This window comes from Stenotrophomonas sp. Bg11-02 (genome assembly GCF_002836635.1).
GTDB classification, from domain to species: Bacteria; Pseudomonadota; Gammaproteobacteria; order Xanthomonadales; family Xanthomonadaceae; genus Stenotrophomonas; species Stenotrophomonas lacuserhaii.
In genome coordinates, this window is sequence record NZ_PJAY01000003.1 from 1 (window position 1) to 21503 (window position 21503).

Consider the following 21503-nt stretch of genomic DNA (forward strand, 5'->3'; position numbering starts at 1 on the left):
CGCGAGCCGCCTATTATGCCGGACTTTTTCAGTCCGTCAACACCTTCGTTCGATTGAATCGTTCGGCGGTGGTGGCTTTCCCTTTGTCGCTGAAGCCCCTTGGTGGGATCCCTGCGACGGGGGAGGTGAAGTATGTGCTTTTCCCTACCCTTTGGGAAGGGGATGTGAGCATTTATTTCACGCCGCCCTGCATCTGTTCATGCAGGGCGGCGATCAGACAACCACTGCGGCCTCAGCCAGCCAGCAGGCGGACGCGGGCGAAGGTGCGCTTGCCCACCTGCAACAGACCTTCAAAGCCCGGCTGCAACTGCTGCTGGCCGTCCTCCACGACCTCCCCGTCCACCTTCACTGCACGCTCCTTGAGCTTGCGATTGGCTTCGGAATTGCTCGGGGTCAGGCCCGCTGCGGTCAGCAGCGCCGCGATCCGCAGGCCTTCGGCCGGCACCACCACATCCTGCAACGGCAGCTGGGTGATGTCGCCCTGCCCGGTCACCGCGGCATTCCAGCCGGCCACGGCCTGTTCGGCAGCGGCGGCATCATGGAAGCGGGTGGCCAGTTCGCGGGCCAGCCGCAGCTTCACTTCACGCGGATTGAGTCCGCCAGCCGCCACCTGGTCACGCAGGGCCAGCGCTTCGGCCTGGCTGATGTCGAAGGACAGCAGCTCGATCCAGCGCCACATCAGGGTGTCGTCCACCTTCATGGTCTTGGTGACGATGTCGATGGCCGGTTCGCTCACACCTATATAGTTGTGCAGCGACTTGGACATCTTGTTGACCCCGTCCAGGCCTTCCAGCAGCGGCATGGTCAGCACCACCTGCGGCTTCTGCCCGTGGTGCTCCTGCAGGCCCCGGCCCATCAGCAGATTGAACTTCTGGTCGGTGCCGCCCAGTTCCACGTCCGCTTCCAGGGCGACCGAGTCATAGCCCTGCACCAGCGGGTACAGGAACTCATGGATGGCGATGGACTGCTGGGCGGCGTAGCGCTTGGCGAAGTCATCGCGCTCGAGCATGCGTGCCACGGTGTGCTGGCCCGCCAGGCGGATCATGTCCGCCGCACCCATCTTGCCGAACCACTCCGAATTGAAGCGTACTTCGGTCTTTTCCCGGTCCAGCACCTTGAACACCTGCTCTTCATAGGTGCGTGCGTTGGCCAGCACGTCGTCGCGGCTGAGCGGCTTGCGGGTGAGGCTCTTGCCGGACGGGTCACCGATCATCCCGGTGAAGTCGCCGATCAGGAAGATCACCTGGTGGCCGAGGTCCTGGAACTGACGCAGCTTGTTCAGCAGCACCGTGTGGCCCAGGTGCAGGTCCGGCGCGGTGGGGTCGAAGCCGGCCTTGATCCGCAGGGGCTTTCCGCTTTCCAGACGGGCGCGCAGATCGTCGATCTTGAGGATCTCGTCGGTACCGCGGCTGATCAGGGCGAGGGCTTCATCGATGGAGGACACGTTCACTACTCCCGGCAACGCCGTTTCTTCTTGTGGGGTGTTAAGAGCAAGTTAACCGTATCGGCTTCACAAAAGCCAATAGGCACAAGGGTTTGACGCGGTTTTCATAGGTGTCTATGGTAACCGGCGATCCAGCCCGTGCTCCCGGGCCAGCCAGGAAAACACCTCTGATGCTCAATTCCGATCACGGCCGCGCGCGCAAACAGCGCTTCAAGGAACGGCTCCACGTCCTGCACGACAACGCCCTGCACCGGAAGCTCAGGCAACACCTCCCCGCTGCCTTCAATGAACGCTGGACCCGTCGCCACTGGGTGCACGCCAGTCTGTTCGCGACCATCGGCATGCTGGTGGCGACCATCGTGCCGGGGTTCTCCAGCACCATCGAAACCCCCTACCCCAATGCCCACACCAGCCTGGCGCTGCCGTTGCCGCCGCTGGCGCATGGTCGCCAGCAGGCCACGCCCGGCGACAGCTGGCAGGTGCTGCGCGTACAGCGCGGCCAGACCCTGAGCGACCTGTTCGACGAAGCCGGTATCCCGGCCACTACCCTGCACCGCGTGCTGGACCATCCAGGCACCCGCGAGGCGCTGGTGAAGCTGCGCCCGGGTACCGAGATCGCCTTCGACATGCCGCTGTCCGGTGAGCTGCGCAGCATCCGCTTCAACCGCGACGATGCGAACCGCGTGGAACTGACGCTGGCCGGTGAGAGCATCAAGGAAACGGTCACCAAGCGCGAGACCAGCACCCGTACCGTGGTCACCAGCGGAGAGATCACCAGCTCGCTGTATGCCGCCGCGCGCAAGGCCGGACTGTCGCCTTCGGCAATCGCCACGATGACCGACGAGATCTTCAAGTACGACATCGACTTCTCCAAGGACCTGCAGCCGGGCGACCGCTTCAGCGTGGTCATGGATGAAACCTGGCGCGAGGGCGAGCGGGTCGACACCAGCAAGATCCTCGCCGCGACCTTCACCAGCGGCGGCAAGACCTATTCCGGTTTCCGCTTCGACCGCAACGGCAAGGCCGAGTACTTCGACCTGGATGGCCGCCCGCTGAAGAAGAGCTTCATCCGCATGCCGATCCAGTTCGCGCGGCTGAGCTCGACCTTCGGGGCGCGACGGCACCCTGTGCTGGGCAAGATGCGCATGCACAAGGGCGTGGACTATGCCGCACGCACCGGCACTCCGATCATGGCCGCCGGTGATGCGCGCGTGCAGTTCGCCGGCACCCAGCGTGGCTACGGCAACGTGGTGATCCTGGACCATGGCCGCGGCCACACCACGCTGTACGGACACATGTCGCGCTTCGGAAAGATCCGGACTGGCCAGCGCGTGGCGCAGGGCACGGTGATCGGCTACGTCGGCTCCACCGGCCTGGCCACCGGCCCGCACCTGCACTACGAGTTCCGCGTCAACGGAGAGCATCGCAATCCCCTCAGCGTGACCATGCCGCCGCCGGAACCGCTGCGTGGCGCTGAACTGGTGGCCTTCCGCGCACAGACCTCGCCGGCTATGGCGCGCATCCAGGGCATGGAGAAGATGATCTATGCCGACGCCAGCCCGGCGCCGAAGCCGGCTGATGCCCCCACCGAGGTCGCCAGCACCACGCGCGGCAGCACCGGCAGCAAGCGCGGCTGAGCGCGGTTGCATCGCATTGACGAGCATCGACAGGGCGCCCAAGCTGGCGCCCTTGTGTTTTGTGGAGTTCCCATGGCTGCTTCGTTCGACCCTGCCCTGCCGCTGTACCTGGGGCTGATGTCAGGCACCAGCGCCGATGGCATCGATGCGGCACTGGCGCAGTTTCCCGCCGAAGGCGGCTGTCGCTTCGTCCAGGGCCTGACCCTGCCGTGGGATCCGCTGCTGCGCGAGCGGTTGGTGGCGCTGGGCCAGGGCGGTGAGCTGGCGTCGCTGGATGAGCTGGGCGATGTCGATGCGCGCATCGGCCTGGCCTTTGCGGCCGCAGCGGTCGCGCTGCTGCAGCACAGTGGCGTGGAGGCGGCGCAGGTCAGGGCGATCGGTTCGCACGGACAGACCGTCCGCCATCGACCGTCGGCGTCGCCGGCCTTCACCCTGCAATTGGGCGATGCCAACCGCATCGCCGAGCGCACCGGGATCACCACCGTGGCTGATTTCCGCCGCCGCGACGTTGCCGCCGGCGGACAGGGCGCGCCGCTGATGCCGGCCTTCCACCTGGCGATGTTGGGCACCGCCGACGAAGACCGCGCGGTGCTCAACCTCGGCGGCATCGCCAACCTGACCCTGATCCCGCGCGAGGGGACGCCGCTGGGTTTCGACACCGGCCCGGCCAATGCGTTGCTCGATGCCTGGTGCGAGCGCCATACCGGCCATGCGTACGATGCCGACGGCGCGTTCGCCGCCAGCGGAGTGGTCGACGCGGCCCTGCTGGCGCGCTGGCGCGAGGACCCGTGGTTTGCCCTGCCGCCACCGAAGAGCACCGGGCGCGAGCAGTTCCACCTGGCCTGGGTACAGCAACAGATCGGCCACGGCCAGCACGTGGCAGCCGATGTGCAGGCCACCCTGCTGGAACTGACCGCAGCGACCGTGGCCGACGCACTGCGACGGACCCTGCCCGACGCCAGCCGGGTGCTGGTGTGCGGCGGCGGCGTGCGCAATGGTCATCTGATGCAGCGACTGGCGGCGCGCCTGCCCGGCGTGGTGGTGGAATCCAGCGCGCGGCATGGGCTGGATCCGGACTACCTGGAGGCGCTTGGCTTTGCCTGGCTGGCCCAGCGCACGCTCGATGGCCTGGCCGGCAACCTGCCCAGCGTCACCGGCGCGGCAGGCCTGCGGGTGCTTGGGGCAATCCATCCGGGCTGAGCGGCGCCGGCGAACGGCGGGGCCCCTCGTAGTGGGGTACACGCCATCGCATTCGCGCTGTCGCTCCCACGCTTTGCGGTGCAAACCGTGGGCCCCGTCTCACCATCACCCACACCCCGCCGCTTCGCGGCCGCCCCTGACTCAGGGGCTCCTTCCACCCGACACGCTGCGGGGATCTGCGGGGATTGGTAGCGCCGAGCCATGCTCGGCGATTCTTTGCTGACGCGACCGGCTGGCTGGCTTCCGCCGAGCATGGCTCGGCGCTGCCAATCCCGCTTTTCTTTTGTCGTGGCGGGACGCGCGCGCGGACTGTCAGGGCCAGGCGGGAGGGGCTCCGCCGTTCGACGTGGGCCTGCGGCTAGAAGCCGTGGCCGGCGGGCAGCGCCTGCAGCGCCGCAATGGCGTCGGCCAGCGCATCCACTTCGGGATCAGCGAAGCCGCTGCGCACTTCCAGTTCAGTGGAAAACAACCCCTGCTCCAGCACCGCGACGCAGGTCTGCGCCTGCGTCCAGCCGCGCGCGACCGCCAGCCGGGCTATCCGGTCCAGGATCATCGGGTCTACTTCCTGCAGCAGCAGGTCGGCCATGCTTGTTTCCCCATTCCAGGGCACCGCCCCCACGGTGCCGACAGGCGATCATCCCGCACCGCGCCCGCGCAGGCAATCAACCGGCAGCAGGGGCGCTGCGGTCGGAGAGGCGCGGCCACAGCCAGGCCAGCAGCAGCAGGGTCGGCACCACGGTGACCGCGCTGAGCAGGAAGAACGTGCTGTAGGACGTGGCTTGGACGATGTAGCCGGACACTCCACCGACAAACTTGCCCGGCAGGTTGGCCAGCGATACCAGCAGGGCGTACTGGGTGGCGGTGAAGTTGCGGTCGGTCAGCGAGGACATGAAGGCCACCAGCACGGTGCCGGCAAAGCCCTGGAACAGGTTGTCGGCGCTGAGCGCAGCATAGAACGCCCACAACTGGCCGGGATTGTGTGCCATCAGCAGGAACGCCAGGTTGGACAGCGCCACGCCCAGGGCCGCGACCAGCAGCATGCGGCGGAAACCGAACGCAGCCACCGCGATACCGCCGAGGAAGGCGCCGCCGATGCCCATCCAGACCCCGAACAACTTGGAGACGGTGGCGATGTCGGCCTTGTCGAAGCCCGAATCGAGATAGAACGGACCGGCCATCACCCCGATCACCTGGTCCGGAAACTTGAACAGGCCGACGAAGGCCAGCAGGCCGATGGCCAGTGCCACGCCGTTGCGGGTGAAGAAACTGGCGATCGGCTGGACGAACGCTTCGGCGACGTCGATGCGGCGCTGAACGGCGGCCTCCGGGCGCGCCGGTTCCCGGCAGAACAGGGTGGTGAGGATCGGTAGCAGCATCAACGAGGCCATCGCCAGGTAGGCGACGATCCAGCCTTCGAACTGCGCCAGGTACAGGGCACCGGCGCCGGCCAGGATCAGGCCGATGCGGTAGCCCAGCGTGTAGGTGGCGGCCAGCGCGGCCTGCGAGGCATCCGGGGCGATTTCGATGCGGTAGGCATCGACCACCGAGTCCTGGGTGGCACCGGCGAAGGAAGCAACCAGCACCCAGAAGACCAGCGGCCCGACGCCCTGTTCGGGGCGCACGAAGGCCAGCGCGACCAGTCCGCCCAGCACCAGCACCTGCGAGGCCAGCAGCCACGAGCGGCGCCGGCCCATGAAAGCCAGCAGCGGCAGCGCATAGCGGTCCAGCACCGGCGCCCAGAGGAATTTCAGCAGATAGAAAAAGCTGGCCAGGCTGATCAGGCCGATGCTGCCCAGGTCCAGGCCGACATCGCGCAGGCGCGTGGACAGGGTCTGCGAGGCGATCAGCAGGAACGGCAGGCCACTGCCGAACCCGAGCAGGGCCATGGTCAGCGCCGACGGCGTGCCGAAGGCCCGCTTGATGCCGGCCCAGCCCTTGTAGGACACCGGCGCGGCGGTGCCGGTCACGGCGCGTAATCCACGCAGAACGGGGCGTGATCGGAGAAGCGCTCATCGCGGTAGATCGAGCAGCTGCGCAGGCGATCACGCAGGCCCGGGCTGACGAACTGGTAGTCGATGCGCCAACCGACGTTGTTGGCGCGCGCCGCGCCGCGGTTGCTCCACCAGGTGTAGTCCTCGCCGGTGGGATGCAGCAGGCGGTAGGCATCGGCCCAGCCGCGGCCGGCGGCCAGGTCGGTCGCCTGGCCATGATCGGCGCACAGGGCGTTCAACCAGTCGCGCTCTTCCGGCAGGCAGCCGGAGTTTTTCTGGTTGGACTTCCAGTTGCGGATGTCCAGCGCGGAGCGGACGATGTTCCAGTCACCGCACAGCACGTAGTCGCGCCCGCTGTGCAGCCACTGGTCGAGGATCGGCCGCAGCCAATCCATCACCTCGAACTTGAAGCCCTGGCGCAGGTCGCCGGAACTGCCCGAGGGTATATAGAAGGAGACCACGCTGAGGTTGCCGAAGCGCGCTTCGATATAGCGACCTTCTTCATCGAACGGCGCCCAGCCCAGCGAGGTGATGACCTGGTCCGGCTCACGCTTGCTGTAGATCGCAACCCCGCTGTAGCCCTTCTTGGTGCTGGCATCGCGGTAGAAGCAGTGGTGGCCGTCGGGGCGGAACATCGGATCGGACAGCTGGGCCTCCTGCGCCTTGGTTTCCTGCAGGCACAGGACGTCGGCGTCCTGGGCGCGGAACCATTCCAGGAAGCCCTTGCTGGCAGCCGAACGGATGCCGTTGGCGTTGAAGCTGATGATGCGCATGCGGTCGATTCAGGGTGTCGGCGGAAACCGGCCCAGCATACCGGTTCAGCGCCGGTGCGCCGACCGTAAAAGGACGCCGGGCCCGCCTTCTAGTAGGCTTAACATTCCAAGATGAAGATAGATTGAGTCAGATGAGCGACCATCGTCACCGTTTCCTGCAGTTGGCCCTGAGCGCCGACGCCCTGCGTTTTGGCCAGTTCACGCTGAAGTCCGGCCGGCTGAGCCCCTATTTCTTCAATGCAGGCCGCTTCGACTCCGGGTCGAAGATGGCCCAGCTGGCGCTGTGCTACGCCGATGCCATCGACGATGCCGGCCTCAAGTACGACGTGGTGTTCGGCCCGGCCTACAAGGGCATCCCGCTGGCCACCGCGATGGCCTGCGAACTGGCCCAGCGCGGCCGCGACCTGCCGCTGTCGTTCAACCGCAAGGAAGTGAAGGACCACGGCGAAGGCGGCCAGCTGATCGGCGCGGACATGACCGGCAAGCGCGTGCTGATTGTCGATGACGTCATCACCGCCGGCACCGCGATCCGTGAGGCGATGGCCATCATCCGTGCCGCCGGCGGCATTCCGGCCGGCATCGTGGTGGCCCTGGACCGCCAAGAGATCGCTTCGGAAACCGATCCGCGCTCGGCCGCCCAGGCCGTGGCCGAGGAAGCCGGCATTCCGGTGATTGCCGTGGCGACGATGGCCGACCTGCTTGATTTCGCGTCCGGAAACCCGGAACTTGTCGGCTACCGGCAGCCGCTGGCGGACTACCGGTCCCGATATGGCAGCCGTCCGACGCACTGAACGACCCAAGGGGGTGGTCGCCATGTTGAGGAATCTGTCCATCATTGCCGCCCTGCTGCTGGCCGCGCCGTGCGTGGCCGGCGCGCAGCAGTCCAGGCGTCCGGCCGGAAGTGCCGAGGCGCAGGCGAAGAAACTATATTGCTGGAACGAGGGCAGCGAGCGCATCTGCAGCGATGCCTTGCCTGCGGACGCGGTCAACAATGCGCGGGAAGAATTCAGCGCACGCAGCGGGCTGCGCAGCGGCCAGGTGCAGCGCGCGCTCAACGAAGACGAGCGCGCCGATGCGGCCGCGGCCGAGGCGCAGGCGCGGCTGGATGAAATGGCCCTGCAGACCCGCCAGCGGACCGAACAGGCGATGTTGTCCACCTACAGCAGCGAAGCCGACCTGCGCCGGGTGTTTTCCGAGCGCGTCGGCATCCTCGACAACAACATCAACACCGCGCGCTACAACGTGGCCAGCCTGCGCGATGCGCTGTTCACCGCCCTGGCCGGTGCCGGTGACAATGAACTGGCCGGGCGTCCGGTGGGCGAGAAGCCGGCAGCCACCATCCGCAAGCGCCACGGCGAACTGCTGGCGCAGCAGCGCATGCAGGCCACGTTCGAGCGCCAGCGCGTCGAACTGGACGCGGAGATCGAAGAAACCGTGCAGCGTTTCCGCCTGCTGAAAGGTGTTACGCCGGAGGCGTAAGGGCACGCGTGGCGCGCCATCGCGCACGAGCCACCGGGTCTTGGGTTCAGGCCGGGCGGGAGGGGTTGGTGGGGGACGGCAGAAGCCGCTCCTGCGGGCCTCGTTTCGCGCCATCCTTGGCGCTCAACGCCCCCACCAACCCCTCCCGCCCGGCCTTCGACAGGTCCATGGCAGCCACGGTCATCCGGTAGCGCCGACCCATGGTCGGCGGAAACCGTCAGGCCCCATTCCACCAGCATCCGCCGACCATGGGTCGGCGCTACCAAGCCCCCATGGGCGCGTCTGGTGGAGGGAGCCCCTGAGTCAGGGGCGGCCGCGAAGCGGCGGGGTGTGGGGGCTGGTGAGATGGGGCCCACGGTTTGCGCAGCAAAGCGTGGGAGCGGCAGCGCGAATGCGATGACGTGGACCCTCCGCCCTCAGCCGCAGCTTTTACGCTGACTTTATGCCGCCGCAGGCGCGGAGAAATGGAGGCTTTACGCGACCCGGGCGGACCATGACGGCCTGAGGTGGAGCGGTTCCACCAGGACGATCACCGTCATGTCTTGTCTGTCGCGTTGTGGCCTTTCTTCCCGGGCGGGGTGCTGAGCATGCCCGGCTGGCTCTCCCTGCTGAGTGGCGTACTGGTGCTGGTCGCCGCCGCCTACCTGGTCTACGCCGTGCTGCGGCCCGAAGCATTCTGACGGGCCACGGACATGACCGGAATCCTTATTCTGCTCGCCACCAGCGTCTTGCTGGCCTGGCCGCTCGGCTTGTACCTGGCCCGGGTGATGCGCGGCGCGCCGATGCGCATCGACCCGTTGTTCCACTGGATTGAAAAACCGCTTTACCGCCTGCTGGGCGTAGATCCCGCGCGTGGCATGTCCTGGCGCGGCTATGTCGGCGCGTTCGTGCTCAGCAACGCGGTCATCGCGCTGCTGACCATGGCTGTGTTCATGACCCAGGCGTGGCTGCCGCTGAATCCGGATGGCATCGCCAACCTGCGTTGGGACACCGCGCTGCACACCATGGTGTCCTTCCTGACCAACACCAACCAGCAGCACTATTCCGGGCAGGCGCAGCTTTCCTACCTCTCGCAGATGACCGGCATCACCGGCCTGCAGGTGGTGACGCCGATGATGGGCCTTGCCCTGGCCGTGGCCACCCTGCGCGCCCTGTTCGCACCGCCGCGTCAGGACATCGCGGCTGATGGTGACCGCCGCATCGACGTAGGCAACTACCACGCCGACGTGCTGCGCCTGTGCGTGCGCTTCATGCTGCCACTGTGCCTGCTGTGGACCGTGCTGCTGGCCAGCCAGGGCGTTCCGGCCACCTTTGCCGGGGGCCCGCAGGCCGCGCCGATGGATGTGTCGACCGGCCTGCAGGAACAGAAGATACCGCTCGGCCCGGTTGCCGCGATGGTGGCGGCCAAGCAGCTCGGTGCCAACGGCGGCGGCTGGTATGGCCCCAACAGTACGTTCCCGCTGGAGAACCCCACGCCCCTGTCGAATGCCCTTGAGCTGGTCGGTATCCTTCTGATTCCGATCGCGGTGATCTTCATGATCGGGGCGTTCACCGGCCGCCGCCGCTTCGGCTGGCTGGTGCTGGGCTGCATGGCCAGCATGTCGGCGGTGTCCATCGCGGCCACCGTGTGGCTGGAAGGCCACTCGCCCACGGCAGCCAGCGCCTTGTTGATGGAAGGCAAGGAAGTCCGCCTGGGCACTGACGCCACCGCACTGTGGGCGGCAGTGACCACCCAGGTATCCAACGGATCGGTCAACGGCATGCTCGATTCGATGAGCCCGATGGCCAGCGCCGTGTCACTGGTCAACATGCTGGTCAGCGCCATCTGGGGCGGCATCGGCTGCGGGCTGCAGCAGTTCATCGTCTACCTGCTGCTGGGCGTGTTCCTGGCCGGGCTGATGACCGGGCGCACGCCGGAACTGCTGGGACGCAAGCTGGAAACCCCGCAGGTGCGCCTGCTGGCGCTGCTGGTGCTGCTGCAGCCGATCACCCTGCTCACCCTTACCGCCGTCACGCTGGCGGTACCAGGCCTGTCGGGCACCTCCAACCCGGGCTTCCACGGCATCAGCCAGGTCTTCTACGAGTACGCATCGGCGTATGCCAACAACGGCTCCGGTTTCGAAGGGCTGGGTGACAACACGCCGTGGTGGAACCTGACCTGTTCACTGGTGCTGCTGCTGGGACGCTTCCCGCTGCTGGTGGTGCCGCTGGTGATTGCCGCGCAGCTTGCCGCCAAGCGTCGCGCACCGGAGTCGCCGGGCACGTTGCAGATCGAAACCCCTACCTTCGCTCTGACCCTGCTCAGCGTGATCGTCATCCTGACCGTCCTGCAGTTCCTGCCGGTTCTGGTGCTTGGCCCGGTGGCCGACCACCTCAGCCTTGGCCTGCATTGAGGTACTCCCCATGAATACTGTTGCCACTTCCCAGCTGCCGCGCCGTCCGGCGCTGCTGGATGGCGCCGGCTTCCGCCGTGCGCTGCTTGACTCATTCCGCAAGCTCTCGCCGCTGCACCTGCTGCGTAGTCCGGTGATGGCCGTGGTGATGGCCGGTACCGTGCTCGCGCTGGTGGTCACCCTGAGCGGCAATGCACCGATGGGCTTCGGGCTGGCGGTCAGCGCGATCCTGCTGCTGACCGTGCTGTTCGGCAATTTCGCCGAAGCCGTGGCCGAAGCGCGCGGTCGTGGCCAGGCCGCCTCGCTACGTCGTGCCCGCCAGGATCTGGTGGCGCGTCGCCTGCAGTCCGCCAGTCCCGCAGCAGCACAGGAACAGGTGCCTGCCGCCGAACTGCGCCCGGGTGACCACGTGCTGGTCGGCGAGGGCGAGCTGGTGCCGGCCGACGGCGAGATCGTGCAGGGCCTGGCCACCATCAACGAAGCGGCGGTGACCGGTGAATCGGCGCCGGTGCTGCGTGAAGCCGGCACAGACCGGTCCGGCGTGATCGGCGGCACCAAGGTACTGTCCGACCAGATCGTGGTGCGGGTGACCGCCGAGCCCGGCCACAGCTTCCTGGACCGGATGATCGCGCTGGTGGAAGGCGCCAACCGGCAGAAGACGCCGAACGAGGTGGCCTTGACCCTGCTGCTGGCGGCGATGACGCTGACCTTCCTGGTGGTGGTGGCCACGCTGCCGGCGATCGGCGCTTCGGTCGGTGTCAGCGTCGATCCGCTGCTGCTGATCGCCCTGCTGGTGTGCCTGATCCCCACCACCATCGGCGGCCTGCTGCCGGCCATCGGCATCGCCGGCATGAACCGTGCCCTGGCGGCCAATGTGCTGGCCAAGTCCGGCAAGGCGGTCGAGGTGGCCGGTGACATCGACGTGCTGCTGCTGGACAAGACCGGCACCATCACCCACGGCGACCGCCAGGCCACCGCATTGCATGCACTGGCCGGGGTGGACGTGGCGCGGCTGCGCGAGGCGGCGCTGCTTTCCTCGCTGGCCGACCCGACACCGGAAGGCAAGTCGATTGTGCGCCTGGGCCGCGAGCAGGGCTGCCGCAGCGCCGAGCCCGAGCATGCGCACTACATCGCCTTCAGCGCGCAGACCCGCATGTCCGGTGTCGACCTGGCAGGCGGCCGCAGCATCCGCAAGGGCGCCGCCGATGCGATCCGCGCACACGTGCAGTCCCTCGGCGGGGAGGTTCCGGCCGAGCTGACCGGGCGCGTGGAGCAGGTGGCGCGCAATGGCGCCACGCCGCTGGTGGTGGCCGAAGGTCGCCACGTGCTGGGCGTGGTGGAACTGTCCGACGTGGTCAAGCACGGCATGCGGGAAAAATTCGCCCAGCTGCGCGCGATGGGCATCCGCACGGTGATGATCACCGGCGACAACCCACTCACCGCCGCGGCGATCGCGGCCGAGGCCGGCGTGGACGATTACATCGCCGAAGCGCGGCCGGAAGACAAACTGGCACGCATCCGCCAGGAACAGGCCGGTGGCCGGCTGGTAGCGATGGTCGGCGACGGCACCAACGATGCGCCGGCGCTGGCCCAGGCCGATATCGGCCTGGCGATGAACTCCGGCACCCAGGCCGCGAAGGAGGCCGGCAACATGGTCGACCTGGATTCGGATCCGGCCAAGCTGCTGGCCGTGGTGGAAGTGGGCAAACAGCAGCTGATCACCCGCGGCGCGCTGACCACCTTCTCGCTGGCCAACGACGTGTCCAAGTACTTCGCGATCCTGCCGGCGCTGTTCGCCGCCACTGTGCCGGGGATGGCCACGTTGAACGTGATGGGGCTGTCCAGTCCGCGCAATGCGGTGCTGGCCGCGTTGATCTTCAATGCCCTGGTGATCCCGGCGCTGATCCCGCTGGCACTGCGCGGCGTGCGTTTCCGTCCGGCAACGGCAACCAGCCTGCTACGGCGGAACATGCTGGTGTACGGGCTCGGCGGCGTGCTGCTGCCGTTCGTGGCGATCAAGGCAATCGACTTCCTGCTGATGACGGTATCTGCTGCATGAACACTTCAACGACCCCTTCCATATCCCCGCGCGTTGCGCCGGAGGCACTGGCGCGCGCGGCTGCCGAAGGCGAGGCCCGCCTGCAACATACCGCCAGCTGGCGTCCGGCGATCGTGCTTGGCCTGGGCAGCCTGCTGCTGGGTGGCGCGCTGTACGCGGCCGCCGGTACCGGGCTGGCGCGGCTTGCCTTCCCCGTGCAGTCCGACGGCAGCCTGATCGTGGATGCCGATGGCCGCGTGCGCGGCTCGGCCCTGTTGGCCCAGCCGTTCACCGGTGACGGCTGGTTCCAGCCGCGGCCATCCGCTGCTGGCCATGATCCGATGGCTGCGGCGGGCTCCAACATGGCACGCAGCAACCCGGCACTGGCGAGGCGCGTGGCCGACGCCACCGCAGCCGTCGCGCTGCGCGAAGGCATCGCGCCCGCGCAGGTTCCCGCCGATCTGGTGACGCAGTCCGGCAGCGGCCTGGATCCCCATCTGTCGCCGGCCGCCGTGCAGGTGCAGGTGCGCCGCGTGGCGCAGGCGCGGGGGCTTTCCGAAGCTGAGTTGCAGGCCATCGTGCAGGCGCATGTCGAGGGCCCCCAGTGGGGGGTGTTCGGCCAGCCCCGGGTCAACGTGATGAAGCTCAACCGAGCGTTGGAGTCCGCCGCGCATGCACGTTGATGCCATGCGTGCCTGGGCTGGCGCACAATCGCCGGCATGACCGATACCCGCAGCCGCCAGGCCGACGCCCTCATAGAAGGCCTGCAGCGTGATGCCGGCGGGCGCCTGACCGTGTTCCTCGGCGCCGCCCCCGGCGTCGGCAAGACCTACAGCATGCTCACGCGCGCGCAGGAGCAGCTGCGCCGTGGCGTGGACCTGGTCGTGGGAGTGGTCGAAACCCACGGCCGTGCCGACACCGAAGCCCTGTTGCAGGGCCTGCCGCTGGTTGAACGCAGGCAGGTTGCCTACCGCGAGCGGCTGCTGCACGAAATGGACCTGGATGCGATCGTGCAGCGGCGTCCCGCGCTGGTGCTGGTGGACGAACTGGCGCATCGCAATGCACCGGGCAGCCGCCACGAGCGGCGCTGGCAGGATGTGATGGAGCTGCTGGATGCGGGCATCGATGTATGGACCACCGTCAACATCCAACACCTGGAAAGCCTCAACGACGTGGTGCTGCGCATCACCGGCATCCGGGTCAGCGAGACCGTGCCGGATGGGGTACTGGACCGCCTGCACGACATCGTGCTGGTCGACCTGCCGCCACGCGAACTGATCGCGCGGCTGCAGCAGGGCAAGGTCTATGTCCCGGAACAGGCATCGCAGGCGCTGCAGTCCTACTTCACCACCGCCAACCTGACCGCCCTGCGCGAGCTGGCCATGCAGGAGGCAGCCGACCGCGTGGACAGCAGCCTGCGCGAAGTCCGCGCGGCCGGGGGCGAAGGTGCGCTGCCGCTGCGGCGGCGCGTGCTGGTGGCGATCGACGGCGGCGGCCAGAGCGAGTACCTGGTGCGCGTGGCGCGACGCATCGCCGAGCGCCGCGATGCGCCTTGGACGGTGGTGACCGTGCAGCGCCGGCGTGCCGATGAAGCGACGCAACGCGAGATCGACAGCGCCTTCGCGCTGGCGCGACGGCTTGGCGCCGATACCGAAGTACTGCAGGGATCCAGCGTGGCCGACGCGCTGCTCGACCACGCCGCGCACAACAATGTGTCCACCCTGGTACTGGGCCGCACGCGCGAACGTCCGCTGGCGCGCATGCTCAACCGCACACTGACCCAGCAGTTGATCCAGCACGGCGCGCATTACGAGATCACCATCATCAGCACGCCGCGCGCGCGCGCGCGGGCGCGCCGTGATCGGCTGCTGACGCCCGCGCCGGGCCGTGCACCCGAGCTGGCGCAGGCGGTACTGGCCTGCACCCTGGCCTGTCTGGTGGCCTGGTTTGCCGAGCGCTGGGTCGGCATGGCCGACCTGTCGATGGTGTTCATCGTGGCGGTGGTGCTGGTGGCGGCGCGCACCCGCGCCAGTGCGGCAGTGCTGGCCGCCAGCCTGTGTTTCCTGGCCTACAACTTCCTGTTCATCGCCCCGCGCTTCACCTTTGCGATCAGCGCGCGGCAGGGCGTGATCACCGTCTTCCTGTTCCTGGCCGCGGCGCTGGTGGCCGGCCGACTGGCATCGCGCCTACGCACGCAGGTGATCGCCCTGCGCGCGTCCAACCGACATGCCAACGCACGCCAGCAGCTGGGCCGCCAGCTCAGCAGTGCAGCCAGCAACGAGGCGGTCGCCGATGCCGGGCGGCAGGCGCTGGAACAGGCCCTGGATGCGCCGGCGTGGCTGCGCATCGGCACCGACGTGACCGCCAGCGGCAGCGCCGTGCCCGGCGATACCGACCTGGCCGCGGCGGACTGGTCGCAGCGCCACGGGCAGCCCAGTGGCCGCTATACCGATACCCTGGCAGGGGCGCAGTGGTGGTGCCTGCCGCTGCTCGATGGCGATGCCCGCTGCATCGGCGTGGCGGCGCTGCAGTTCCCGCCGGCACTTGCTCGACTGGCGCCGGAGCAGCGCCAGTTGGCGATGGCGATGGTCGACGACATCGCGCAGGCCGCACTGCGTACCCGGCTGGTGGCCGAGCTGGAACAGGCGCATGTCAGCAACGAGACCGAGCGGCTGCGCTCGGCGCTGCTGTCGTCGGTCTCGCATGACCTGCGCTCGCCGCTGGCGGCGATGATCGGCTCGGCCGACAGCCTGGCCAGTTATGGCCAGGCGATGGATGCGGTGGACCGTCGCGCCCTGCTGGACACCATCATGCTGGAAGGCGAGCGGCTGGACCGTTACATCCAGAACCTGCTGGACATGACCCGGCTCGGCCATGACGGCCTGAAGATCAACCGCGACTGGATCGGCGTGGACGAACTGGTCGGGTCTGCCGCGCGCCGGCTGCAGCGTTACCAGCCGGAGGTGAAGCTGCAGCTGGACATTCCTGCGTCGCTGGCGCCGATCTGGGTGCATCCGGCCCTGGTCGAGCAGGCGCTGTTCAACGTGTTGGAGAATGCCGCGAAATTCTCCCCAGCCACGGCGCCGGTCACGGTCAGTGCGCGGTTGCACTCGCGCGATCTGGTGATCGACGTGCTCGACCGCGGGCCCGGTATTCCAGCCGACGAACGCGCGCGCATCTTCGACATGTTCTACAGCGTGGAGCGCGGCGACCGCGGTCGCCACGGCACCGGCCTGGGGCTGGCGATCTGCCAGGGGATGGTCGGCGCACATGGCGGCAGCGTGCAGGCGCTGGCCGGCGAGGACGGACGCGGTACGCTGATACGGATTACCCTGCCCCTGCTCACTCCTGCCGGTCACCCCGATGCCCTTGACGCCTGACAGCACGCCGTCGATCCCGCCCGCCTGCGTGCTGGTGATCGATGATGAAGCGCAGATACGCCGGTTCCTGGACATCAGCCTGCGGGCGCAGGGCTACCGGGTGCTGCAGGCGTCCAGCGGCCAGGAGGGACTGGAGCGGCTGGTGGCCGAGAGCGTGGACCTGGTGATCCTGGATATCGGCCTGCCGGACATGGAAGGCCATCAGGTGCTGACCGAACTGCGCCAATGGAGCCAGCTGCCGGTGATCATGCTGACCGTGCGCGCCGGCGAAGCCGAAAAGGTGCGTGCGCTGGATGCCGGCGCCAACGACTATGTGACCAAGCCGTTTGGTACGCAGGAGCTGATGGCGCGGGTGCGCATGCTGCTGCGCACGCGTGCGGCACCGCTGGACGGCCAGCCGCCGGTGTTCGATGACGGACACCTGCGTATCGACCTGGTGCACCGCGCGGTCACCCTGGATGGCGTTGCAGTGCCTTTGACGCGCAAGGAGTACGCGCTGCTGTCGCTGCTGCTAGTCAATGCCGGGCGGGTGGTGACCCAGCCGCAGATCCTGAAGGACATCTGGGGGCCGACGCATCAGCACGACACGCACTACCTCCGGATACTGGTGGGCAAGCTGCGGCAGAAGCTGGGCGATTCGGCGCTGGAGTCGCGGTATGTGTTCACCGAGCCCGGCGTGGGGTTGCGGTTCAAGGGATGAGATTTTTCTTGCCGGCGTGGTGCGTTGGTGTCTTCGATGCTACGGGCCGGCAGGGGAACAGCCCCTTGGCCAGGACACGCCGTGAACCCATCCATGGGGGCTCGTTTCCGCCCGTCCGGGGCTCCAACGGTCCTGTCCAAGGGGCTGTTCCCCCTGCCCGCTCGGGCCCCCACGCGCGGCGGGGGGGGCGGGCGTGGTGGCGCCGAGCCATGCTCGGCGGAATCCTTCCGCGCAGTGCGGCCGCTGCGCTCGCCGACCATGGGTCGGCGCTACCGGATCCTTCGGCGCGGTCTCAGAAGCCCAGGTCCTGCTCGCCCAGCAGGGGCTGCAGCTGGGCGCGGAACTGGGCCTTGATGCGCTCGAGGGCGTCTTCGCTGTCGGCTTCGAAACGCAGGACCAGCACCGGGGTGGTGTTGGAGGCGCGGACCAGGCCCCAGCCGTCGGCGAAGTCCACGCGCAGGCCGTCGATGGTGGAAATGCGGCCACCCACGAACGGGTTGTCCGCGGACTGCGCTGCGCTCACCACCAGTGAAACCAGCGCGTGCGGCGTGCCATCGGCCACCGGCACCTTGATCTCCGGGGTGGAGATGCTCTGCGGCAGCTCTTCCAGCACCTCCTGCGGGGTTTCTTCGCGCAGCGCGAGGATCTCCAGCAGGCGCGCAGCGGCGTACAGGCCATCGTCGAATCCGAACCAGCGCTCGCGGAAGAAGAAGTGCCCGCTCATCTCGCCGGCCAGCTCCGCGTCGGTCTCGGCCATGCGCGCCTTGATCAACGAATGGCCGGTCTTCCACATCATCGGGCTGCCGCCGTGGCGCAGCACGAAGTCGGCCAGCTTGCCGGTGCACTTGACGTCGTAGATCACCATCGCGCCGGGGTTGCGCAGCAGCACGTCGGCGGCGAACAGCATCAGCAGACGGTCGGCGAAGATGATCGTGCCATCCGGGGTCACCACGCCGAGGCGATCGCCGTCGCCATCGAACGCGATGCCGAGGTCGGCGTCGAAACGCTTCACCGTCTGCACCAGGTCCTGCAGGTTGGCCGGATCGCTCGGATCAGGATGATGGTTGGGGAAGGTGCCATCGACATCGCAGTACAGCGGAATGACGTCGGCACCGATGGCCTCCAGCAACGGTTGCACCAGGGCACCTGCCACGCCGTTGCCGGCGTCCGCCACGACCTTCAGCGGACGTTCCAGCTGCACGTCGTCGGCGATCCGGCGCACGTAGTCATCGTTGACCTCGCGCTGCTGGTAGCTGCCCGGCGATGGCGCCTGCGCCAGTCGCCCTTCGACGATGCGCTGGTACAGCGCGGTCACCGCATCGCCGGACAGGGTCTGCCCGGCAATGACGATCTTGAAACCGTTGTACTCGGGCGGGTTGTGGCTGCCGGTCACCGCCACGCAGCTGCCGCTCCGCAGGTGGTGGCTGGCGAAGTACACCACCGGGGTCGGTGCCAGCCCGATATCGATGACATCACAGCCGGCGCGGCGCAGGCCTTCGGCCAGGCCAGCGGCCAGCTCCGGTCCGGACAGGCGGCCATCGCGGCCGACCACCACTTCGCGCAGGCCCTGCGCCAACACTTCGCTGCCGATGGCCTGGCCGATCAAAGCCGCCACCTTGGGCGTCAGCTCTTCGCCGACCACGCCGCGTATGTCGTAGGCGCGGAAAATGCCCGCCGCCAGGCTCGCGGCCAAGGGCGGCGGCTCCAGTGCGGCACCGGCGCCCTGCTCCGCCGACGCGCCGCTCGACACCTCGGCGGCTGACTGCGCCAGGCTCTCGCTCAGGGTCGGACCCTGCTCTTCTGCGCCTTCGCGCGCGGCCCGCCGGGGCAGCGGCAAACGGGACTTGCCCACCAGCAGCAGCACCGCGATCAGCACCAGCAACAGCGCCACGATCGAAGCGGCCAGCGCCCCCAGTCCCAGCGGACCGGGCTCGATCGACGGCACGCCCGCGGCCAGCCGCAGGCTGCTGTTGGCCAGTGGACGCGCCAGCACTTCGCCGCTGTCGGCCAGCTTGCGATCACCGCGTTCAAGCACGTTGTAGCTGCCCTGGCGCAGCGCCAGATAGCCTTCGGCAGGGGCACGCACCGCGTCCAGCGGGCCGGTAAGCTGCATCAGCGGCTGCCGCACGTAGACCAGCGCCAGCCCGTCGGAGCCCAACGGCACGCTCGCCGCCAGGCCCAAGCGCGCGCCACCGGCATCGCGCACCACGCGCGCCACGGGTTTGTCACTGACCAGCGCCGCTTCAAGCAGTGCCAGCCGGGCATAGCCGAAGGCGGCCGGATCGGCGTAGGCGGCCTCCAGCGAAGCTGGCCAGACCTGCACCTCTTCCACGCCGGTCCAGGTTTCGCGCAGCGCCAGCGCCGCTGCGGCTCCGTCACCGGCAGCAAGTGCCTGCCCGACGCGTGCGGATTCGAGGTGCTTGCCGAACTGCAGCAGTTGACCGTCGAGCGCCTTCTGCAGGCCCTGCAATGCGCTGTCGCGCGCCTGTTCCAGCTGGGCACCGGTGTTGGCCTGGCGCCACTGCTGCACCGCACTCCAGCCGAACAACCCCGCCAACAGCAACAGCATCGCCGCCAGCAGCGGCCCCGTACGTCCCGTGACCGCCACGCCCTTCCCCTTGCTGCCGATCATCCTGTCCCCCGAGTCAGCGCACTCCGGTATGCCCGAACCCACCCGAGCCCCGCGTGCTGTCGGTGAAAGTATCCACTACCTGCAGGGCAACACGCACGATGGGAACGACAACCAGCTGTGCGATGCGGTCGCCGGGTTCGATGGTGAAGGCCTCGCGGCCCCGATTCCAGACACTGATCAGCAGCGGCCCCTGGTAATCGGCGTCGATCAGGCCGGTGCCGTTGCCGAGCACGATGCCGTGCCGATGGCCCAGCCCGGAGCGCGGCAGGATGATCGCGCACAGGTTCGGGTCGGCGACGTGGATCGCCAGCCCGCTGGGAATCAACGCGGTATCGCCCGGGGCGAGCACCAGCGGCGCTTCGGTCGCCGCGCGCAGGTCCATGCCGGCACTGGCTTCGGTGGCATAGGCCGGAAGTGGCCAGCTGTCGCCGAAGCGCGGATCGAGCAGCTTCACCTGCAGCGGCTGCAGCGAGGCGGAAACAGGGTGCGATGCAGCGTTCATGCGGTCAGCCTTTGCGCGATGAGGGCGAGCAGTTGCGTGGCCAGCTCGGTCTTGGAGGTGGCCGGGAATACCTGTTCACCGTCCTGCCAATAGGCCGTGGCGGCGTTGTCGTCGCTTTCGAAACCCGCGCCGGCCTGGCCCACCTGGTTGGCGATCACCAGGTCCAGCCGCTTGTCCACCAGCTTGCCGCGCGCGTACTTCTCCACGTCATGGGTTTCCGCAGCGAACCCCACCACCAGCTTCAGCGACTGGGTCTGGGTGGCCACCTCGGCCAGGATGTCCGCGGTGCGGACCAGTTCCAGCACCAGCGACTGGCTGTCGGCGGTCTTCTTCAACTTCTGCGGTGCGACCTGGCGCGGGGTGTAATCCGATACCGCGGCGGCACCGATATAGATATCCGCAGGCAGCGCACCCAGCACGGCATCGCGCATCTGCGCGGCCGAACGCACGTCGATCCGCTGCACGCCCGCCGGCGTCGGCAGGTTCACCGGGCCACTGACCAGCACGACCTCGGCACCGAGCCGGGCAGCCGCCGCGGCCAGCGCGTAGCCCATCTTTCCGCTGCTGCGGTTGCCCACGTAACGGACCGGATCGATGTCTTCGTAGGTGGGTCCGGCGCTGATCAGCAGGCGCAGGCCCGCCAGCGCGGAAGGACCATGCGTGGCGTCGTCGCCTGCTGCATCCGAAGTGCGTTCGATGGCCACCAGCGCGGCCACGATGTCGTCCGGCTCGGCCAGGCGCCCGGGCCCGGACTCGCCCTCGGCCAAGGGTCCGTCCACCGGACCCACCACCTGCGCCCCGCGCGTGCGCAGCAGGTCGATGTTGGCCTGGGTGGCCGGGTGCAGCCACATGCGGTGGTTCATCGCCGGGCACACGGTGAGCGGGGCGGTGCTGGCCAGGCAGAGCGTGCTCACCAGGTCATCGGCATGGCCCTGGGCCAGGCGTGCCAGCAGGTCGGCGGTGCCCGGTGCGACCACGATGCGGTCGGCCCAGCGTGCCAGCTCGATATGCCCCATCGCCTGTTCTGCCGCGCTGTCCCACAGCGTGGTGCGCGTGGGCTGGCCGGACAATGCCTGGAAGCTCAGCGGGGTGACGAACTGCTGTGCACCGGCGGTCATCGCCACCTGCACCAGCGCCCCGGCATCGCGCAGCCGGCGGACCAGCTCCAACGCCTTGTAGGCCGCGATGCCGCCGCCCACGCACAACAGCAGCCTGCGCCCTTCCAGCGGACGCTGCCGCGCCGGGGAAGTCTTGGGTGAGTCAGCCACCGGGGAAATCCTATGCACGCAAAGACATTAGCTTAGCCGAAAGCCCCGTAGTGCCCCTATTCGGGG

The 21503-nt window shown here is 68.3% G+C and carries 17 protein-coding genes; 10 read left to right on the forward strand and 7 right to left on the reverse strand.

What is annotated here, in order from left to right; translation table 11 throughout:
- Positions 1-232 precede the first annotated feature (232 nt).
- Positions 233-1444 carry a tyrosine--tRNA ligase gene (tyrS, locus tag CXG43_RS00305; protein WP_101098229.1) on the reverse strand — a complete coding sequence of 404 codons (1212 nt, stop codon included), beginning with the start codon at positions 1442-1444 and terminating at the stop codon, positions 233-235.
- A 170-nt stretch (positions 1445-1614) separates the two neighbouring features.
- Between tyrS and CXG43_RS00310 the strand changes: the two genes are divergently transcribed.
- Positions 1615-3081, forward strand: coding sequence for a peptidoglycan DD-metalloendopeptidase family protein (locus tag CXG43_RS00310; RefSeq protein ID WP_101098211.1), 1467 nt, complete (start codon positions 1615-1617; stop codon positions 3079-3081).
- Between the two features lie 72 nt (positions 3082-3153).
- Complete coding sequence (locus CXG43_RS00315; RefSeq protein WP_101098212.1) at positions 3154-4281, forward strand: anhydro-N-acetylmuramic acid kinase; 1128 nt, start codon at positions 3154-3156, stop codon at positions 4279-4281.
- 358 nt (positions 4282-4639) lie between these two features.
- On the opposite strand, the gene CXG43_RS00320 is transcribed toward CXG43_RS00315, so the two are convergent.
- The 3 genes from CXG43_RS00320 to CXG43_RS00330 all read right to left on the reverse strand — a co-directional run bounded on the left by CXG43_RS00320 (position 4640) and on the right by CXG43_RS00330 (position 7045).
- The gene (locus CXG43_RS00320; protein WP_101098213.1) at positions 4640-4867 is read right to left on the reverse strand and encodes a hypothetical protein; all 228 of its coding nucleotides are present in this window, start codon (positions 4865-4867) and stop codon (positions 4640-4642) included.
- Positions 4868-4943: 76 nt separating this feature from the next.
- Complete coding sequence (locus CXG43_RS00325; protein WP_101098214.1) at positions 4944-6248, reverse strand: MFS transporter; 1305 nt, start codon at positions 6246-6248, stop codon at positions 4944-4946.
- Complete coding sequence (locus tag CXG43_RS00330; protein ID WP_101098215.1) at positions 6245-7045, reverse strand: exodeoxyribonuclease III; 801 nt, start codon at positions 7043-7045, stop codon at positions 6245-6247. The genes CXG43_RS00325 and CXG43_RS00330 overlap by 4 nt, the downstream gene beginning before the upstream one ends.
- Before the next feature lie 131 nt (positions 7046-7176).
- On the opposite strand from CXG43_RS00330, the gene pyrE reads away from it, so the two are divergent.
- The 8 genes from pyrE to CXG43_RS00370 all read left to right on the forward strand — a co-directional run bounded on the left by pyrE (position 7177) and on the right by CXG43_RS00370 (position 17035).
- The gene (pyrE, locus tag CXG43_RS00335) at positions 7177-7836 is read left to right on the forward strand and encodes an orotate phosphoribosyltransferase (protein WP_042615474.1); all 660 of its coding nucleotides are present in this window, start codon (positions 7177-7179) and stop codon (positions 7834-7836) included.
- A 22-nt stretch (positions 7837-7858) separates the two neighbouring features.
- On the forward strand, positions 7859-8524 hold the full coding sequence (locus tag CXG43_RS00340) for a hypothetical protein (protein ID WP_101098230.1): 666 nt from the start codon (positions 7859-7861) through the stop codon (positions 8522-8524).
- 587 nt (positions 8525-9111) lie between these two features.
- Positions 9112-9204, forward strand: a complete 93-nt coding sequence (locus CXG43_RS00345) for a potassium-transporting ATPase subunit F (protein WP_042613345.1) — start codon at positions 9112-9114, stop codon at positions 9202-9204.
- A 12-nt stretch (positions 9205-9216) separates the two neighbouring features.
- Positions 9217-10917, forward strand: a complete 1701-nt coding sequence (gene kdpA, locus CXG43_RS00350) for a potassium-transporting ATPase subunit KdpA (protein ID WP_101098216.1) — start codon at positions 9217-9219, stop codon at positions 10915-10917.
- Between the two features lie 10 nt (positions 10918-10927).
- Positions 10928-12976, forward strand: coding sequence for a potassium-transporting ATPase subunit KdpB (gene kdpB, locus CXG43_RS00355; RefSeq protein WP_101098217.1), 2049 nt, complete (start codon positions 10928-10930; stop codon positions 12974-12976).
- Positions 12973-13638 (forward strand): potassium-transporting ATPase subunit KdpC, encoded by a 666-nt coding sequence (gene kdpC / locus CXG43_RS00360; protein ID WP_101098218.1) that lies wholly within the window; start codon positions 12973-12975, stop codon positions 13636-13638. The genes kdpB and kdpC overlap by 4 nt, the downstream gene beginning before the upstream one ends.
- Positions 13639-13674: 36 nt before the next feature.
- The gene (locus tag CXG43_RS00365; RefSeq protein ID WP_101098219.1) at positions 13675-16335 is read left to right on the forward strand and encodes a sensor histidine kinase KdpD; all 2661 of its coding nucleotides are present in this window, start codon (positions 13675-13677) and stop codon (positions 16333-16335) included.
- Positions 16319-17035 carry a response regulator transcription factor gene (locus tag CXG43_RS00370; protein WP_101098220.1) on the forward strand — a complete coding sequence of 239 codons (717 nt, stop codon included), beginning with the start codon at positions 16319-16321 and terminating at the stop codon, positions 17033-17035. The genes CXG43_RS00365 and CXG43_RS00370 overlap by 17 nt, the downstream gene beginning before the upstream one ends.
- A gap of 292 nt (positions 17036-17327) precedes the next feature.
- Here CXG43_RS00370 and CXG43_RS00375 read toward each other — a convergent pair whose 3' ends face one another.
- From CXG43_RS00375 to coaBC, 3 genes are all read right to left on the reverse strand, one after another.
- Positions 17328-19604: a phosphomannomutase/phosphoglucomutase gene (locus CXG43_RS00375; RefSeq protein WP_232767502.1), complete on the reverse strand. Its 2277-nt coding sequence runs from the start codon at positions 19602-19604 to the stop codon at positions 17328-17330.
- Positions 19605-19680: 76 nt separating this feature from the next.
- Positions 19681-20169 (reverse strand): dUTP diphosphatase, encoded by a 489-nt coding sequence (gene dut / locus CXG43_RS00380; RefSeq protein ID WP_101098222.1) that lies wholly within the window; start codon positions 20167-20169, stop codon positions 19681-19683.
- Positions 20166-21437: a bifunctional phosphopantothenoylcysteine decarboxylase/phosphopantothenate--cysteine ligase CoaBC gene (gene coaBC / locus CXG43_RS00385; RefSeq protein WP_101098223.1), complete on the reverse strand. Its 1272-nt coding sequence runs from the start codon at positions 21435-21437 to the stop codon at positions 20166-20168. Before coaBC ends, dut begins: the two co-directional genes overlap by 4 nt.
- Between the last annotated feature and the right edge of the window lie 66 nt (positions 21438-21503).

Coding starts and splice junctions, on each gene's coding strand:
- kdpB (WP_101098217.1), top strand. CDS start 10,928: ATGAATACTGTTGCCACTTCCCAGCTGCCGCGCCGTCCGGCGCTGCTG.
- CXG43_RS00365 (WP_101098219.1), top strand. CDS start 13,675: ATGACCGATACCCGCAGCCGCCAGGCCGACGCCCTCATAGAAGGCCTG.
- pyrE (WP_042615474.1), top strand. CDS start 7,177: ATGAGCGACCATCGTCACCGTTTCCTGCAGTTGGCCCTGAGCGCCGAC.
- CXG43_RS00345 (WP_042613345.1), top strand. CDS start 9,112: ATGCCCGGCTGGCTCTCCCTGCTGAGTGGCGTACTGGTGCTGGTCGCC.
- CXG43_RS00315 (WP_101098212.1), top strand. CDS start 3,154: ATGGCTGCTTCGTTCGACCCTGCCCTGCCGCTGTACCTGGGGCTGATG.
- CXG43_RS00340 (WP_101098230.1), top strand. CDS start 7,859: ATGTTGAGGAATCTGTCCATCATTGCCGCCCTGCTGCTGGCCGCGCCG.
- CXG43_RS00375 (WP_232767502.1), bottom strand. CDS start 19,604: ATGCTGTTGCTGTTGGCGGGGTTGTTCGGCTGGAGTGCGGTGCAGCAG.
- CXG43_RS00330 (WP_101098215.1), bottom strand. CDS start 7,045: ATGCGCATCATCAGCTTCAACGCCAACGGCATCCGTTCGGCTGCCAGC.
- CXG43_RS00320 (WP_101098213.1), bottom strand. CDS start 4,867: ATGGCCGACCTGCTGCTGCAGGAAGTAGACCCGATGATCCTGGACCGG.
- kdpA (WP_101098216.1), top strand. CDS start 9,217: ATGACCGGAATCCTTATTCTGCTCGCCACCAGCGTCTTGCTGGCCTGG.
- dut (WP_101098222.1), bottom strand. CDS start 20,169: ATGAACGCTGCATCGCACCCTGTTTCCGCCTCGCTGCAGCCGCTGCAG.
- CXG43_RS00370 (WP_101098220.1), top strand. CDS start 16,319: ATGCCCTTGACGCCTGACAGCACGCCGTCGATCCCGCCCGCCTGCGTG.
- CXG43_RS00310 (WP_101098211.1), top strand. CDS start 1,615: ATGCTCAATTCCGATCACGGCCGCGCGCGCAAACAGCGCTTCAAGGAA.
- kdpC (WP_101098218.1), top strand. CDS start 12,973: ATGAACACTTCAACGACCCCTTCCATATCCCCGCGCGTTGCGCCGGAG.